Origin of the sequence: Modestobacter sp. VKM Ac-2983 (genome assembly GCF_026967885.1) — a bacterium.
GTDB lineage: Bacteria > Actinomycetota > Actinomycetes > Mycobacteriales > Geodermatophilaceae > Modestobacter.
This window is the reverse complement of record NZ_JAPVBK010000004.1, coordinates 23,701-40,016: the sequence shown is the minus strand read 5'-3', so window position 1 is coordinate 40,016 and position 16,316 is coordinate 23,701. Positions and strand designations below refer to the sequence as shown.

Annotated in this window: 13 protein-coding genes; 7 read left to right on the top strand and 6 right to left on the bottom strand. The window is 73.2% G+C overall.

Annotated features, from left to right (window positions below; genetic code table 11):
- Window positions 1-29: 29 nt before the first annotated feature.
- The 3 genes from O2W18_RS17360 (at window position 30) to O2W18_RS17350 (ending at window position 1,844) form a co-directional block, all read left to right on the top strand.
- Entirely contained in the window at window positions 30-875 is an 846-nt protein-coding gene (locus tag O2W18_RS17360) for a helix-turn-helix domain-containing protein (RefSeq protein WP_269188693.1), read from the top strand.
- A 4-nt stretch (window positions 876-879) separates the two neighbouring features.
- Window positions 880-1,293, top strand: a complete 414-nt coding sequence (locus O2W18_RS17355) for a VOC family protein (RefSeq protein ID WP_269188692.1) — start codon at window positions 880-882, stop codon at window positions 1,291-1,293.
- A gap of 140 nt (window positions 1,294-1,433) precedes the next feature.
- Entirely contained in the window at window positions 1,434-1,844 is a 411-nt protein-coding gene (locus O2W18_RS17350) for a DUF4190 domain-containing protein (protein ID WP_269188691.1), read from the top strand.
- Here the strand turns inward: O2W18_RS17350 and O2W18_RS17345 are convergent.
- Window positions 1,837-5,097, bottom strand: a complete 3,261-nt coding sequence (locus O2W18_RS17345) for a DEAD/DEAH box helicase (RefSeq protein WP_269188690.1) — start codon at window positions 5,095-5,097, stop codon at window positions 1,837-1,839. The two genes, O2W18_RS17350 and O2W18_RS17345, sit on opposite strands and share 8 nt — an antisense overlap.
- 76 nt (window positions 5,098-5,173) lie before the next feature.
- Here O2W18_RS17345 and pgm point away from each other — a divergent pair, with 76 nt between their 5' ends.
- The gene (gene pgm / locus O2W18_RS17340) at window positions 5,174-6,808 is read left to right on the top strand and encodes a phosphoglucomutase (alpha-D-glucose-1,6-bisphosphate-dependent) (protein WP_269188689.1); all 1,635 of its coding nucleotides are present in this window, start codon (window positions 5,174-5,176) and stop codon (window positions 6,806-6,808) included.
- Between the two features lie 39 nt (window positions 6,809-6,847).
- On the opposite strand, the gene O2W18_RS17335 is transcribed toward pgm, so the two are convergent.
- The 5 genes from O2W18_RS17335 to O2W18_RS17315 all read right to left on the bottom strand — a co-directional run bounded on the left by O2W18_RS17335 (window position 6,848) and on the right by O2W18_RS17315 (window position 12,574).
- Window positions 6,848-7,711 carry a DUF559 domain-containing protein gene (locus tag O2W18_RS17335; RefSeq protein WP_269188688.1) on the bottom strand — a complete coding sequence of 288 codons (864 nt, stop codon included), beginning with the start codon at window positions 7,709-7,711 and terminating at the stop codon, window positions 6,848-6,850.
- A 194-nt stretch (window positions 7,712-7,905) separates the two neighbouring features.
- On the bottom strand, window positions 7,906-9,423 hold the full coding sequence (gene glpK, locus O2W18_RS17330; RefSeq protein WP_269188687.1) for a glycerol kinase GlpK: 1,518 nt from the start codon (window positions 9,421-9,423) through the stop codon (window positions 7,906-7,908).
- A gap of 62 nt (window positions 9,424-9,485) precedes the next feature.
- Complete coding sequence (locus tag O2W18_RS17325) at window positions 9,486-10,223, bottom strand: MIP/aquaporin family protein (protein ID WP_269188686.1); 738 nt, start codon at window positions 10,221-10,223, stop codon at window positions 9,486-9,488.
- A gap of 160 nt (window positions 10,224-10,383) precedes the next feature.
- Complete coding sequence (gene glpK / locus O2W18_RS17320) at window positions 10,384-11,886, bottom strand: glycerol kinase GlpK (protein WP_269169967.1); 1,503 nt, start codon at window positions 11,884-11,886, stop codon at window positions 10,384-10,386.
- Window positions 11,879-12,574: an IclR family transcriptional regulator gene (locus O2W18_RS17315; protein WP_269188685.1), complete on the bottom strand. Its 696-nt coding sequence runs from the start codon at window positions 12,572-12,574 to the stop codon at window positions 11,879-11,881. The genes glpK (O2W18_RS17320) and O2W18_RS17315 overlap by 8 nt, the downstream gene beginning before the upstream one ends.
- A gap of 157 nt (window positions 12,575-12,731) precedes the next feature.
- On the opposite strand from O2W18_RS17315, the gene O2W18_RS17310 reads away from it, so the two are divergent.
- From O2W18_RS17310 to O2W18_RS17300, 3 genes are all read left to right on the top strand, one after another.
- A complete protein-coding gene (locus O2W18_RS17310) occupies window positions 12,732-14,459 on the top strand; it encodes a glycerol-3-phosphate dehydrogenase/oxidase (RefSeq protein WP_269188684.1) in 1,728 nt (575 codons plus the stop codon).
- Window positions 14,460-14,574: 115 nt separating this feature from the next.
- Complete coding sequence (locus O2W18_RS17305) at window positions 14,575-15,174, top strand: RNA polymerase sigma factor (RefSeq protein ID WP_269188961.1); 600 nt, start codon at window positions 14,575-14,577, stop codon at window positions 15,172-15,174.
- Window positions 15,164-16,285 carry a hypothetical protein gene (locus tag O2W18_RS17300; protein WP_269188683.1) on the top strand — a complete coding sequence of 374 codons (1,122 nt, stop codon included), beginning with the start codon at window positions 15,164-15,166 and terminating at the stop codon, window positions 16,283-16,285. Before O2W18_RS17305 ends, O2W18_RS17300 begins: the two co-directional genes overlap by 11 nt.
- Window positions 16,286-16,316 lie beyond the last annotated feature (31 nt).

Below are 16,316 nucleotides of genomic sequence, written 5' to 3'. Positions count from 1 at the left end.
GGACGGTGCAGGACGGCCATCCTGGTCCGGTGACCGACGAGTGGGTGCACGCCCGCCTGCACCCGGCGCTGCGCCCCTTCGTCGCCGGTGCGGTGGGCTACCGGTACGGCGGGTCCGCGTCCGGGGTGCACCGCGGGCTGCCCTCCCCGTCCCTCACCTTCGTGGTCACCCTGGACGAACCGCTGGTGCTCGCCGCCCACCCCGATCCCCGGCAGGCACCGGACCGCTACGACGCGCTGCTGGGCGGGTTGCACACCCGCCCGGCGCTGATCACCCAGACCGGGCGGCAGGCCGGCGTCCAACTGGCGCTGAGCCCCCTGGGTGGGCGGGCGCTGCTCGGGCTGCCGGCGGGAGCGCTCGCCTCCCTCGACTGCCCGGTCACCGACGTGCTCGGCACCGACGGCGCCGAGCTGGTCGACCGGGTGCGGTCCGCGCGGGACTGGACGGGCCGGTTCGCGGCCCTGGAGCACGTCCTCCTCCGCCGGCTCCAGGCCGACAGCGCGCCGGCCCCCGAGATCGTCCAGGCCTGGCGGCTGACCCTCGCCTCCGGTGGGCGACTGCGGGTCGCCGACGTGGCCGCGCGGGTGGGGTGGTCCGAGCGGCACCTGCTCACCCGGTTCCGCGCCGAGACGGGGCTGACCCCGAAGGAGGCGGCCCGGGTCGTCCGGTTCGACCGGGCCCGGCGGGCGTTGGCCGCCCGGGCGGCCGGCGGCGGCCCGCCCGACCTGGCCGCGCTCGCCGTCGCCACCGGCTACGCCGACCAGGCGCACCTGACCCGCGACTGGCGGGCGTTCAGCGGCCTCCCGCCGACCCGGTGGCTGGCCGCGGAGTTCGGAATCGTCCAAGACGGCCGGACGCCGGTGTCGACACCCTGAGCCCATGACCGACACCACCACCACCGCTCCCCCGCCCACCGTCTGGCCCGCCTTCCGGGCCCGGGACGCCCGGGCGGTCATCCGCTTCCTGGTCGACGCCCTCGGCTTCGAGGAGACCGCCGTGTACGGCGAGGGCGACGTCGTGCAGCACGCCCAGCTGGACTGGCCGCCCGGCGGCGGGGTGATGCTCGGCTCGGTGCGCGACGACGGTGGCTGGACGGTCGCCCCGGGCAGCACCGGCTGCTACCTGGTCAGCGACGACGTCGACGGGCTGTTCCACCGCGCGGTCGCGGCCGGCGCCGAGGTCTTCCGGCCACTCCAGGACACCGACTACGGCGGGCGCGAGTTCGCCGTCCGGGACCCGGAGGGCAACCTGTGGAGCGTAGGGAGCTACCGAGGCGAACCCCGCCGTAGCTGAGCCCTTCGCGCCACGACCGGTGCCGGGCTCATCCGTCGGGAGGGTCGGGCCTGTCCGCCGCGCCGATCGGCTCCTAGGGTCGGGGGCGTCCGGCCCGTCAGGGCGGCTCCGCACACGCGGCGATCACGGGGGACGAGCAGATGAGCCAGGACGACGGCAGCCAGCACCCGGGTCCGCAGGGGCACACGAACCCGTCCTACGGGAGCTCGGCACCGCACGGCCAGCCCTACGGTCCGCCCTACGGTCCTCCGCCGGGTCCGCCCTACGGCCCGCCGGGGGCGCCGTACGGCCCGCCCCCCTACGGCTACGGCTATCCGCCGCCGCAGCGCACCAACGGGCTCGCCATCGCCTCCATGGTGCTCGGCATCGTCTGGCTGTACTGGATCGGCAGCATCCTGGCCCTGGTCTTCGGCTACGTGGCCAAGAAGCAGATCCGTGAACGCGGTGAGGGCGGTGACGGCATGGCGACCGCGGGGATCGTCCTCGGCTGGGTCGGCATCGGCGTCCTCGCCATCCCCCTGGTGCTGGCCGTCTCGGCCGGCCTCAGCTGAACAGGCCGCGGACGTCGTCGGCGGTGAGCGCGCCCGAGGCGAGCGCGCCGTCGCCGACCACGCGGGAGAACAGGGCCTGCTTGCGCGCCTTGAGCTCCATCACCTTCTCCTCGATCGTGCCGACGGCCACCAGCCGGTAGACCATCACCGTCTTGTCCTGCCCGATCCGGTGCGCCCGGTCGACCGCCTGCGCCTCGCTGGCCGGGTTCCACCACGGGTCGAGCACGAAGACGTAGTCGGCCTCGGTGAGCGTGAGCCCGAACCCGCCGGCCTTGAGGCTGATCAGGAACACCGGGGCGCTTCCGGTGCGGAACTCCTGGATCCGCGCGTCCCGGTCCCGGGTCCGGCCGTCCAGGTAGACCCAGTCGATGCCCTCGGCGGTCAGCCGGTCGCGGATCGAGCCCAGGAAGCGGGTGAACTGGCTGAAGACCAGCACCCGGTGCCCCTCGGCGACGACCTCGCGCAGCTGGTCCAGGAACGCGTCTGCCTTGCTGGAACGGACGTCGGCGTACGCCGGGTCGATCAGCGCCGGGTCCAGGCTCAGCTGCCGCAGCAGGGTGAGCGACCGGAAGATCGTCATCCGGTTCTTCGACATGTCCTCGACCAGGCCGAGGACCTTGCTCCGCTCGCGCTGCAGGTGGGTCTGGTAGAGCTTCTCGTGCTGCGGGTTCAGCACGACCTCGAGCACCTGCTCCTGCTTCGGCGGCAGCTCGGCGGCCACCATCTCCTTGGTCCGGCGGCGCATCAGCGGGCGGATCCGCCGCCGCAGCACGGCCAGCTTCTCCGCGTCGCCGTCCCGCTCGATCGGGATCCGGTAGAACTCGGTGAACCGCTCCGGGTCGGGGAAGAGCCCGGGCGCGACGATCGACATCAGGGCCCAGATGTCCATCACGCTGTTCTCCAGCGGCGTCCCGGTCAGCGCCAGCTTCACCGGCGCCGGCAGCATCCGCGCGCACTGGTAGGTGCGGGCCTGGTGGTTCTTCACGAACTGCGCCTCGTCCAGCACCAGGGCACGCCACGGCAGCGACGTCCAGGAGTCGGCGTCGATCCGGAACAGGGCGTAGGAGGTCACGACGACGTGCGCGCCGGCCACCCGGTCGCCCAGCGTGGTGCCGGCCTTCCGCTCGGTCTCGTCCACGGCCACCACCCGCAGCCCGGGGGCGAACCGGGCCGCCTCCCGGGTCCAGGTGGAGACCACGCTGGTCGGCGCCACCACCAGCACCGGGGCCGCGTCCAGCTCGCCGGCCTCGTGCGCCCGGCACAGCAGCGCCAGGGTCTGCAGCGTCTTGCCCAGGCCCATGTCGTCGGCGAGCACCCCGCCGAGCCGGTGGTCCCAGAGGAAGGACAGCCAGCCGTATCCCTCGCGCTGGTAGGGCCGCAGCTCCGCGACCAGGCCGGCCGGTACGGGCGGCGGCTCCGCGGTCTCGGCGTCGATCAGCCCTCGCACCTCGCGGGTCCAGCGATCGCTCTGCTCGGTGACCACCCCGAGCCCCAGCAGCTGCTCCCAGAGGCCGGCGGAGAAGCGGCTGACCTGCACCTCGTCCCCGGGCAGGTCCCGCAGCTCCCGGGCCTCCTCGATCAGCAGCCGCAGCTGCTCGAACTCCGGGCGCTGCAGGGAGAACCAGGTGCCGCTGATCAGCGCCAGCCGAGTGCGCCCGGCGGCCAGCGCCGAGAAGAGCGTCGCGAACGGCACGTGCTGGCCGTCCATCGTCACGGTGATCCCCAGGTCGAACCAGTCGGACTCCCGGCTGTCCCGCGCGGCGAAGCTGATCTGCGGCGCCGACGTGGTCTGCCGGTAGGACGTCGGGGTGCCCACCACGGTGAGGTCGACGCCGGGGTCGGCGCGCAGCGCCGGGAGGACCTCGGTGGTGAACTCCAACGCCTCCATGCCGGCCAGCTCGACGTGTTCGGCCAGCCGGCGCTCCGGCGTCCACAGCTCGGCGACCCCGCCGACCGGGCCCGGCAGCGCCTCGACCAGCAGTTCTTCGGCGGCCAGGTCGCGGCCGTCGGCCGGGCCGCCCTCCGTGCCCGGGGTGTAGGACCGGTCGCCGTAGCGCACCGACCAGGCCACCGTCACCGTCGCGTCACCGGGGTAGCGCACCTCGGCGGCCAGCCGCGGGGGCGGTACGTCGCTGATCTCCACCGAGCCGTCGGCGGAGATCACCGGCACCGCTCGCCGCAGCCCCGGGTAGAAGTCGCGGCGGAACCGGTCGACGTCACCGGCCGGGATGCCGATGACCCCACCCCGCGCCACCAGCCCGGCCAGGACCGGGGGCACCGGGGAGTCGAGCCGGGCGAGCACCAGGCCCGGCGCACCGTCGGGTGCCTCGTCCCGGGCCGGACCGTCGACGGTGACCCCGTGCGGGGGCATGCCCAGGAAGGAGAGCGCGGCCGGGGGGACGGCCCGTCCGTCGACCCGCAGGACGGCGGACAGCTCGGTGCGGTCGCCGTTGTCGCGCAGGTCGACGGCGACGTCCGCCTCGGCCTCGGCCAGCACCACCGGCCGGGGGGAACGGTCGGCGGTCACCAGCGGGACGCCGTCGGCCACCGCCTCGGCCAGCAGCCGCCAGAGGCCGGGGCCGAACTCGTGCAGGTACACGTCGACCGGGGCGTACGAGTAGAACTGGTTCCGCGCGGCCTGGTGGGTGGCGTGCAGCGCCCGCATGGAGGCCACGTGCGCCGGGTCCCAGCCGGTCCGGCTGTTGTCGTACTGCAGCTGCCGCCAGGAGATCCCGGTGCGCACCCACTGCCCGCGCTTGCCCGGGACCACCGGCCGCAGCCGCACCAGCCGCTGCCGGGTGCCCGGTGCGCCGACCGAGCTCCGTCCCTGCCCGGGGGCCTGCTCGACCAGCTCGAACTGCAGCCCGATCGGCACCGCGGTGCGCGGCCTCCGGTCGGCGGCCGCGGCCACCAGCTCCTCGAGCTCCTGCTCCCACCCGCTCGCCACCGGGGACGCCTTGAGGCTCGACCGCAGCGACAGCAGGACGGCGACCGCGTGCTTGCAGTCGTCGCCCACCGGGCACGTGCACGCACCGGCCCAGCCCACCCGGCCGCCGTCGGTGCGCACCACCGTCGTCCGGTAGGGCTCGGGCGCGCCGCCCTGGACCAGCCCGGTCAGCCGCCGTGCGTCGTCGGCCAGCCGGACGTCGAGGACGCCGCGGGCGACGTAGCGGCGGGCGCGGTCGAGCACGTCGGCGCCGACGGCGTCGACCAACGCCGCGTCGGTGACCATCTCCCGCCAGTCACCGAGCACCCGGCCAGGTTACGGCGGGCCACCGACAGGGTGGCCCAGGTCGCGGTGACCGGGCGCGCGGCGCGAAGATCAGCACATGAGCTCCGACCGCGCCGGCCAGCCGGCCCAGCCCTCCGACCTGGTCGACGTCCCGCACCTGGTGACCGCGTACTACACGGTCGAGCCGGATCCACACGACGTCGCCCAGCAGGTCACGTTCGGCACCTCCGGGCACCGGGGCTCCTCGCTGGACGGCGCGTTCAACGAGCCGCACATCCTGGCCACCACCCAGGCGATCTGCGAGTACCGCGTCCAGCAGGGGTACGACGGGCCGCTCTTCGTCGGTCGGGACACCCACGGGCTGTCAGAGCCGGCCTGGGTGAGCGCCCTGGAGGTGCTGGCCGCCAACGACGTCACCGTGCTCGTGGACGCCGCCGACCGGTACACCCCCACCCCCGCGGTCAGCCACGCCATCCTGCGGGCCAACCAGGGGAAGACGTCCGGGCTGGCCGACGGCATCGTCGTCACGCCGTCGCACAACCCGCCCCGGGACGGCGGCTTCAAGTACAACCCGCCCTCGGGCGGCCCGGCCGACACCGACGCCACCGGCTGGATCGCCAAGCGGGCCAACGAGCTGCTGGCCACCGGTCTCGACGGGGTGCGCCGCATCCCGATCGCCCGGGCCCGGGCCGCGGCGCAGTCCTACGACTTCCTCGGCACCTACGTCGACGACCTGCCGCAGGTGCTGGACCTGGAGGCGGTCCGCAGCGCCGGTGTGCGGATCGGTGCCGACCCGCTCGGCGGGGCGAGCGTCGACTACTGGGGGGCGATCGCCGAACGGCACGGCCTGGACCTCACCGTCGTCAACCCGCTGGTCGACCCGACCTGGCGGTTCATGACGCTGGACTGGGACGGCAAGATCCGGATGGACTGCTCCTCCCCCTCGGCGATGGCCTCGCTGATCGGCGCGAAGGACCAGTTCCAGATCGCCACCGGCAACGACGCCGACGCCGACCGGCACGGCATCGTCACCCCTGACAGCGGGTTGATGAACCCCAACCACTTCCTGGCCGTGGCGATCTCCTACCTCTTCAGCCACCGCGACGGCTGGGGCGCCGAGACGGCGGTGGGCAAGACGCTGGTGTCCTCCTCCCTGATCGACCGGGTCGTCGAGTCGCTGGGGCGCCGGCTGGTCGAGGTGCCGGTCGGGTTCAAGTGGTTCGTGCCCGGCCTGCTCGACGGGTCGGTCGGGTTCGGCGGCGAGGAGTCGGCCGGGGCGTCCTTCCTCCGCCGTGACGGTGGGGTGTGGACCACGGACAAGGACGGCATCCTGCTCGCCCTGTTGGCCTCGGAGATCCAGGCCGTGACCGGGAGCTCTCCCTCGGAGCTGCATGCGTCACTGACGCAACGGTTCGGCGAGTCGGCGTACGCCCGGGTCGACGCCGCGGCCACCCGGGAGGAAAAGGCCGCGCTCGGCAAGCTCTCCCCCGACGCCGTCACCGCGACCGAGCTGGCCGGCGAGCCGATCACCGCGAAGCTCACGACGGCCCCCGGCAACGGCGCCGCGATCGGCGGGCTGAAGGTCACCACGGAGAACGCCTGGTTCGCCGCCCGCCCCTCGGGCACCGAGGACGTCTACAAGGTCTACGCCGAGTCCTTCAAGGGCGCCGACCACCTCGCCCAGGTCCAGGAGGAGGCGAAGGCCGTCGTCTCGGCCGCCCTCGCCGGCTGACGTCACCCCCGCTGACCACCACAATGGCCATTTCGGTGGTCAGCGGGCGGCGAGGGCGTCGCGCACCCGGCGGACGACGGAGTCAAGGTCGCGGAGGTCGACGGCGCTGAGCCGGATGATCCGCCAGCCTGCCGCGATCAGGACGGCGTAGCGCTGGTCGTCCGCCACGATCTGCTCGGCCTCGAAGTGGTGGGCGCCCTCGTACTCCACGATGAGCTTCGCCTCCGGCCAGGCGAAGTCGACCTTGGCCAGGAACTCGCCACGGTGGTGCACGTGGAACTGCGGTACGGGCGTCAGTCCGGCGAGCACCAGCGCCACCCGCACCCTCGACTCCGGAGCCGACTCGGCCCGCGGGTCGACGAGGCCGAAGGCGCGGCGGACCTTCGTCACGCCCCACCGCCCGGTCCCGCACTCGGCAAGGTCCGCCAGCTGCGGAAGACCGACCGCCCCAGCTCGGACCATGGCATCGAGGTCGGCCACGGCGGTGCCGAGCGGCTCCAGGGCAGCAACGTCCCACGCCGTCCGCAGCGCGGTCGTGACGGGTACGTCGTCCACCAGCTCGACATCCGTCACGCCGAGGTCGGTCCGGTGGACCCGCACCTGTCGAGGGCCCTTCCACTCCACGTGGGACGGCCGGACGACGGTGACGGCCTCGTGGACGCCGGCGAACGGGGCACCGTGCCACGCCGCCGCGGTGTGCCCGCCGATCGCGGTACCTGTTGGGAGCAGCAGCGCGACGCCGCAGGCACGGAGTCGGTGGTCGACGTCCAGCGCGGGGTCTGCGTAGACGCCCTGGACCAAGCGTCGGTATCCGAGTGAGCGCAGTCGTTCGCGGGTCAACCGCCCCTCGGCGATGGCGTGGCTGCCGATGAAGACGCCGGTGAGGTGACGGTCGCGGGGCATCGGCAGAGCCTGCCGGGTGCGGGCCTCCCGCTGCTGTCGCCGTCCACAGGCCCTCCCGGCATCACCAAAATGGCCATTTTGGTGGTGGGTGAGGCGGGTCGGCGGGTGAACAAGGCTGCCGGAGTTGTCCCGTGAACGCACTGCAGGCCCGCCGGAGCGGACTCCGACGGGCCTGCGGTGCCGACGAGAATGCGTCAGCTGACGTCCTCGTCCACCCAGTCGAGCGACTTCGTGACCGCCTTCTGCCAATTGCGGTAGAACCGCTCCCGCTCGTCCTCGGGCATCTGCGGGTCCCAGCGCTTGTCCTCGGCCCACTTGGCGGTGAGCTCGTCGAGGTCGGACCAGAAGCCGACGGCGAGGCCGGCGGCGTAGGCCGCACCGAGCGCGGTGGTCTCGGGGATCTTCGGCCGGATCACCGGGACGCCGAGCAGGTCGGCCTGGAACTGCATGAGCAGCTCGTTGCCGACCATCCCGCCGTCCACCCGGAGCTCGGTCAGGTCGACCCCGGAGTCGGCGTTCATCGCGTCCAGCACCTCGCGGGTCTGGTACGCGGTGGCCTCCAGGACGGCGCGGGCCAGGTGCCCCTTGTTGACGAACCGGGTCAGCCCGACGACGGCGCCGCGGGCATCGGAGCGCCAGTGCGGGGCGAACAGGCCGGAGAACGCCGGGACGAAGTAGGAGCCGCCGTTGTCGTCCACCGAGCGGGCCAGGTCCTCGATCTCCGGAGCGTTCTTGATCATCCCCAGGTTGTCCCGGACCCACTGCACCAGCGAGCCGGTGACCGCGATCGAGCCCTCCAGCGCGTACACCGGCTTGGCGTCCCCGAGCTGGTAGCAGAGCGTGGTGAGCAGGCCGTTCTCCGACGGGACGGCCTCCTCGCCGGTGTTGAGCAGCATGAAGTTGCCCGTGCCGTAGGTGTTCTTGGCCATGCCCTTGGTGAAGCAGACCTGGCCGAACGTCGCCGCCTGTTGGTCACCGAGCGAGCCGGCGATCGGCACCCCGGCCAGGAAGCCGGCCTTGCGGCCCTTGCCGTACTCCTCGGAGTTGGAGCGGATCTCCGGGAGCATGGACATCGGGATGCCCATCTCCTCGGCGATGTCGGCGTCCCAGGCCAGCGTCCGGTAGTCCATCAGCATGGTGCGGGAGGCGTTGGAGACGTCGGTGAGGTGCAGCCCGCCGTCGGCCCCACCGGTCATGTTCCAGATCAGCCAGGAGTCGATCGTGCCCATGAGCAGCTCGCCGCGCTCGGCCTTCTCCCGGGCGCCGTCGACGTTGTCCAGGATCCAGCGGACCTTGGGGCCGGCGAAGTAGGTGGCCAGCGGCAGGCCGACCTTGTCCTTGTAGCGGTCGGCGCCGCCGCCCAGCGCACCGAGCTCCTCGATGATCTTCGTCGTCCGGGTGTCCTGCCAGACGATCGCGTTGTAGACCGGCTCCCCGGTCGCGCGGTCCCACACCACCGCGGTCTCCCGCTGGTTGGTGATGCCGATGGCGACGATGTCGGAGCTGCCGGCGTCACTGCGGGCGATCGCCTGGCCGACCACCTCGCGGGTGTTCCGCCAGATCTCCATCGCGTCGTGCTCGACCCATCCCGCGCGCGGGAAGATCTGCTCGTGCTCCTTCTGGCCGACGGACACGACGGCACCGTCGTGGTCGAAGATCATGCACCGGGTGCTGGTGGTGCCCTGGTCGATGGCTGCTACGTACTGGGCCATGCGAGTTCCTCCTACAGAAGGAGGGGCCAAAATCGCGACTTTGGCCCCCGGAAGGGGTCGGGTCAGACGTTGACGTGGGAGAGCAGGCCGGCGAGGACGGCGCCGATCAGCGGGCCGACGATCGGCACCCAGGCGTAGCCCCAGTTGCTGCCGGTCTTGCCGCGGATGGGCAGGACGGCGTGCGCGATGCGCGGCCCGAGGTCACGGGCCGGGTTGATGGCGTACCCGGTCGGGCCACCGAGCGAGGCGCCGATGCCGACGACGAGCAGGGCGACGGCCAGCGGGCCGAGCTGGCTCGGGGTGTCGCCGAACCGCAGGATGATGTAGACCAGCACGAACGTGCCGACGACCTCGGTCACCACGTTGTCCTTCACCGTGCCGATCGCCGGGCCGGTCGCGAAGGTGCCCAGCTGCGTGCCGGCGGCGTCCGGGTCGTTGTAGTGGCCGTAGTAGGCCAGGTAGGCCACCACCGCGCCGAGGAAGGCGCCGATCAGCTGCCCGGCGAAGTAGACGAACGTGCTCGCGACGCTGACCTCGACGCCGGGGGCGTACGTGTCGGTCCCGCTGACCAGCAGGCCGACGGTGACGGCCGGGTTGATGTGCGCACCGGAGGTCGCCCCGGCGAAGACGCCGGCGAAGACGGCGAGCCCCCAGCCGAAGATGATGACGATCCAGCCGCTGCCGTTGCCGTTGGTCTTGGGCAGCACGACGTTGGCGACCACGCCGACGCCGAGCAGCAGCAGGATCCCGGTGCCGAGTACTTCACTGCCGAAGACGGTCCACAGACCGACGGTGTCCACGAGTAGGCGCTCCTCACGACGGGTCCGCGGCGTCGCGGACCGGGTGGGTCGGTGACGGGTCTGTGGCGGTGATCACCACGCGTCCCGTCGTGCGAGGACCGTAGGAGTCCGGATGTGAGCTGGACAACAGTCGGCGTCCGACGATGTCGCACTGACCGGCTCAGGGAGCGCCCCAGGCGATGCTGAGCTCCACCGCGCGCTCCCAGCAGCGGTACTCCGCGGTCAGCGCCTGGGCCCGTTCGGGCGTGGGCGTCCACTGCGCGGACCGGTGCCAGTTCCGGCGCAGCGCCTCGACGTCCGACCACACCCCGACGGCGAGGCCGGCCGCGTAGGCCGCGCCCAGCGACACCGTCTCCCCCACCATCGGCCGCACCACGGGTGTGTCCAGCGCATCGGCCACGAACTGCATGAGCAGGTTGTTGGTGGTCATCCCGCCGTCCACCCGCAGGGCCGGCAGCGAGAGTCCGGAGTCCGCCGCCATCGCCTGCACCACGTCGCGGGTCTGCCAGCCGGTGGCCTCCAGCACCGCCCGGGCGAGGTGCCCCTTGGTGACGTAGGAGGTCAGGCCGGCGACCAGGCCGCGGGCCTCGCCCCGCCAGTGCGGGGCCAGCAGGCCGGAGAAGGCCGGGACGACGTAGCAGCCGCCGTTGTCGGCGACCGTGCGCGCCAGGGTCTCCACCTCCGCGGCCGAGCCGATCAGGCCGAGCCCGTCCCGCAGCCACTGCACCAGCGCCCCGGCGACGGCGACCGAGCCCTCCAGCGCGTAGCGCGGCGCCTCCCCGGCCAGCTGGTAGGCCACCGTGCTGATCGACCCGGACCGGGTGCGCACCAGCTCGGTCCCGGTGTTCTGCAGCAGGAAGCTGCCCGTGCCGTAGGTGCACTTGGCCTCGCCGGGCGCGAAGCAGGCCTGGCCGAAGAGCGCCGCCTGCTGGTCGCCGAGCGCCCCGGCGATCGGCAGGGCCCGGTTGAGGGCGGTGGCCCGGCCCAGGATGCCGACCGAGGGCCGGATCTCCGGCAGCATCTCCGCCGGGATGTCGAAGAAGGCCAGCAGGTCGGGGTCCCACCGGCAGCTGCGCACGTCCATCAGCAGGGTGCGGCTGGCGTTGGTCACGTCGGTGACGTGGACGCCGCCGTCCGGTCCGCCGGTGAGGTTCCAGATCAGCCAGGTCTCCATCGTGCCGAACAGCAGCTCACCGCGTTCGGCGCGTTCACGGGCGCGCGGCACGTGGTCGAGGATCCAGCGCAGCCGCGGGCCGGAGAAGTAGCCGGCGATCGCCATCCCGCTGCGTTCGGCGACCAGGCCGGCATCGGGTCGGGCGGCCAGCTCCGTCACCAGGTCGGCGGTCCGGGTGTCCTGCCAGACCAGCGCGCGGGTGACCGGCCGGCCGGTCACCCGGTCCCAGACCACGGTGGTCTCCCGCTGGTTGGCGATCCCCAGGGCCACGACGTCCCCGGCGTCCGGCACGTCGCCGAGCACCTGCGCGGCGGTCCGCTGGGTGTTCGCCCAGATCTCCATCGGGTCGTGCTCGACCCAGCCGGGGCGGGGGAAGTACTGGTGGTGCTCACGCTGGCGGACGGCGACCATCCGCCCGCCCCGGTCGAAGACCAGCGACCGCGTCGACGTCGTCCCCTGGTCGACGGCGAGCACGTACCGGTCAGGCACTGACGTGTCCCAGCTCCCGGGACACCGCGTGCGCGGCGTCGACGACCATGGCCAGCAGCAGGCTGCGTGGCACGCCGCGGCCGTCGAAGAGCGAGGTCAGCGGCCCGCTGACGCCCAGCGCGGCGGTCACCAGGCCGCCCGCGGCCCGGACCGGCGCGGCGATCGAGCCCGTGCTCGGCTCCTGTTCGCCCCGCTCGGCCGCCCAGCCCTGCGTGCGCACCTCGGCCAGCTCGGCCGGGGGTGCGGGCGCGTACGCCAGCAGCACCTTGCCCAGCGCAGTGCTCCGCGCGGGCAGGGTGGTGCCGACCTCCAGGACCTGCGCGGAGTCGTCGGGGCGGAAGACGTGGTGGACGACGACGACCTCGGTGCCGGTGAGGATGGCCAGTCGCACCACGTGCCCGCTGCGGGCCGCCAGGGCGTCGGCCCAGTTCGAGGAGCGTGCCCGCAGCTCGTTCACGTCCAGCGGCGTGCCGAGCCGCAGCAGGCCGGTGCCCAGGGCGTAGCGGCCGGTGGCCGGGTCCTGCTCCACGAAGCCGACGCTGAGCAGGGTGCGGAGCAGGCTGTGCGCGGTGGTCTTGGCCAGACCGACCGCCGCGGCGATGTCGGTGACCCCGAGCCTGCCGCCGGAGCCGGCCACCACGCGCAGGATCGCCGCTGCCCGCTCGATGGACTGCACGGTGCCCGGCACGACGCCCGACGCTAGGCCATCGGGTGCCCGGATGGTGACCCAGCACACCCGGGTTGTCCGACGATGTCAGACAGCGGGCGTCGACGGCCCTCCCGGCGCCGACCTACCGTGGCATCGTGCGCCGTCGTCGGCGACGGCCCGTACCGAGGAGTTCCCCATGACGGCAGTCCGCACACTCGGTCCCGAGCAGCGCGCCCAGGCCTGGGCCGACCTCGCGGCCGGCGAGTTCGAGGTCCTGGTGATCGGCGGCGGGGTCACGGGTGCCGGTGTCGCGCTGGACGCTGCGACCCGGGGGCTCCGGACGGCGCTGGTCGAGGCGCGTGACTTCGCCAGTGGCACCTCCTCGCGCTCCTCCAAGCTGTTCCACGGCGGGCTGCGCTACCTGGAGCAGTTCGACTTCGGGCTGGTCCGGGAGGCGCTGCACGAGCGCGACCTGTCGGTCAACCGGATCGCCCCGCACCTGGTCAAGCCGGTGCCGTTCCTCTACCCGCTGACCCGGCACTGGGAGCGGCCCTACGTCACCGCCGGGATCACCCTCTACGACGGCCTGGCCCGTCTGGGGTCGCTGTCCGCCCCGATGCCGGCGCAGAAGCAGCTCACCCGCACCGGTGCCCGGCGGCTCTTCCCCGCCCTGAAGCCGGACTCCCTCGTCGGCGCCATCCGCTACTACGACGCCCAGGCCGACGACGCCCGGCACACCCTCTCCGTGGCGCTCACCGCAGCCTCCTACGGCGCGACCGTGCTCAACTCCGCCGAGGTCGTCTCGTTCTCCCACGCCGGTGGCCGCGTCGTCGGTGCCCGGGTGCGCGACGTGGAGACCGGGAACGAGGTCGACGTCCGTAGCGAGGTGGTGGTCAACGCCACCGGCGTCTGGACCGACGACGTCCAGACGCTGGTCGGCGGCCGCGGCCGGTTCCACGTGCGGGCCAGCAAGGGCGTGCACATCGTCGTGCCCCGCGACCGGATCAACGGTGAGACGGGTCTGATCCTGCGCACCGAGAAGTCGGTGCTCTTCGTCATCCCGTGGGGCAGCCACTGGATCGTCGGGACCACGGACACCGACTGGGAGCTGGACAAGGCCCACCCCGCGGCCAGCAAGGCCGACATCGACTACATCCTCGACCACGTCAACGAGGTGCTGTCCGTCCCGCTGACGCACGAGGACATCACCGGCGTCTACGCCGGGCTGCGCCCGCTGCTGTCGGGGGAGAGCGAGTCGACCAGTCAGCTGTCCCGCGAGCACGCCGTCGCCCGGCCGATGCCCGGGGTCATCTCCGTCGCCGGCGGGAAGTACACGACGTACCGGCCGATGGCCGCCGACGCCGTGGACGCCGCGGCCGACGACGTCACCCGCCGGGTCCCGCCGAGCGTCACGGAGAACATCCCGCTGGTCGGCGCCGAGGGCTACGCGGCGATGGTCAACTCCCTCGACGGGCTGTCCGACCGCTGGGGCATCCCGCGGTTCCGCGCCGAGCACCTGATCAACCGGTTCGGCTCGCTGACCCCCGAGGTGCTCGGCCTGGCCGCCGAGGCACCCGAGCTCCTCGACCCGGTGCCCGGCGCAGAGGAGTACCTGATGGTGGAGATGGTGTGGTCGGCCGCGCACGAGGCCGCGCTGCACCTGGACGACCTCCTGGCCCGGCGCACCCGGATCTCCATCGAGACCCCGCACCGGGGAGTGGAGTCCGCCGAGCCGGTCGCCCGGGCCGTCGCCGGCGTGCTGGGCTGGGACGAGGAGCGGATCACGAGCGAGGTGCAGAGCTACCAGGCCCGGGTGGAGGCCGAGCGGCGGTCGCAGGAGGCCACCGACGACCAGGAGGCGGACGCCGCGCGGATCGCCGCACCGGACACCCGCGCCGTGGCCGTGGGCCGCGCCCTGGGCTGACCCGCCGGGCAGCTGGGCACGAGGCCGCCGTCTCCCTGCGGGGAGGCGGTGGCCTCGTGGTCTCCGGAGGTCGGTAACGATCGGCCTGAGCCGGACATGTCACTGTGTGATCGCCATGCAGGGGCAACCACCGCCCGCGCCCGACGACCCCCCGGCAGCGGTGGAGGTCCGGTTCGAGGACGCTTACCGCAGTTCCGGGACCGCTGTCCTCGGGTACGCGCTGCGGCGCTCGGAGTCCCGCGAGGACGCCTTTGACGTCGTCGCCGAGACCTTTGCGACTGCCTGGCGACGGCGTGCGGACATGCCGGCGGATCTGCTGGAGGTGCGCCCCTGGCTCTTCGGCATCGCCCGGAACTGCCTGGCCAACGCCAGCCGCAGCAACGCCCGGGCTGGGCGGCTGGGTGATCGGCTGGCCGCCGCGTTCACCGATGCGGCGATCCCCGACCCCGCCACGCTGCACGAGCACCGGGTCGGGAGTCGCGAGGTGCACGAGGCGCTGGGCCGGCTCTCGGCCGAGGACCGTGAGCTCGTCACCCTGATCGCCTGGGAGGGCCTCACGCCGGCGCAGGCGGCCGACGCCCTCGGGGTGGCCCCTGGCACCGCCCGGGTCCGACTGCACCGGGCTCGTGCACGGCTGCGCGCCGACCTGTCTGGCGCGGACGACCCCGCCCTCCCCGACCCCGCGCACCCCCAGGAGGCCGACCGTGCTCGATGATCGCGGACTGGACACCCGGCTGGCAGCTGCCGCCGTCGTCACCGACTCCGACCTGTCCGCGCTGCCCGAGGGGTTCCTCGCCCACCTGATGTCGGACGCCGACCCCGACCCGGCCACGGTGGTCGCGCTGCGGCAGCTCATCGCCGACGCCCATGAGGAGCGATACGCACCACGTCGGCCACGGCCGCGCCGACGGACCGTGCTCCGGCTCGGGGCGGCGGTGGTCGCCCTCGCCTCGGCGTGGACGACGGCGGTCCTGGTGACCGCCAGCGACCCGGCGGGATCGCAGGGTGGGGGGACGGCGGCGCCGGCCGACGGCATCACCCTGGCGGCTGCCCAGGAGATCACCTTCCCGGTGTCCCTGGAGCCGGCACCGGACGGGCTGACGCCGCTCTTCAGCCAGTGGGGCGGGGTGCCGCCGCTCGAGGACGAGCCGCTGACCTACACCGCCGACTACCGGCAGACGGGCGAGGACGGGTACGGGGACGGCTTCACCCTGAGCCTGTACCCCGACGATCCACGTGAGACCGGGGCCATCAGCGAGTGGCCCGCAGAAGGCACTCGCGTCGCGACGGTCACCGTCGATGGCACCGAGGCGCAGGTCGCCACCGACGGCGACAGTGCGGCCCTCCTCTGGCAGCGGTCGGACGACTGGTGGGTGGTGGTTCGTGGTGATGGCGACTACGGCGACGCAGATGAGGTGGTGGATGTGGCGGAGTCGGTGGTCGACCGTCCACAGCCGATCGACCTGCAGTTCGGACTGGCCCCGGCCGGCTGGACACTGAACAGCCTGGAGGAGAGCCGGAGCATCGACCTCTCCAGCGACGTCGACCCGGAGCAGCGGATCAAGCTCAGCCGGTACCTGCCCGGGTTCGGGCTGACCATCGACGACGTGCTCGACGGGATGGAGCCGGTTCAGTCGGTGGAGACGGTGACCGTCCAGGGGATGCCGGCTCGCCTGGCGCGCGCCCAGCCCGGCGCCGACGCCCCGGTCTCTTGGTACGTGACGGGGCAGTTCCCGGACGGGTCGCTCTTCTTGCTGGTCACCCCCGACACCCTGACTGCGGAACAGGTGCTGCAGATCGCCGACGAGGTCACCTACACACCGTGAACCGGTGCCCGGCGCTCCACTCCGGGGGCGC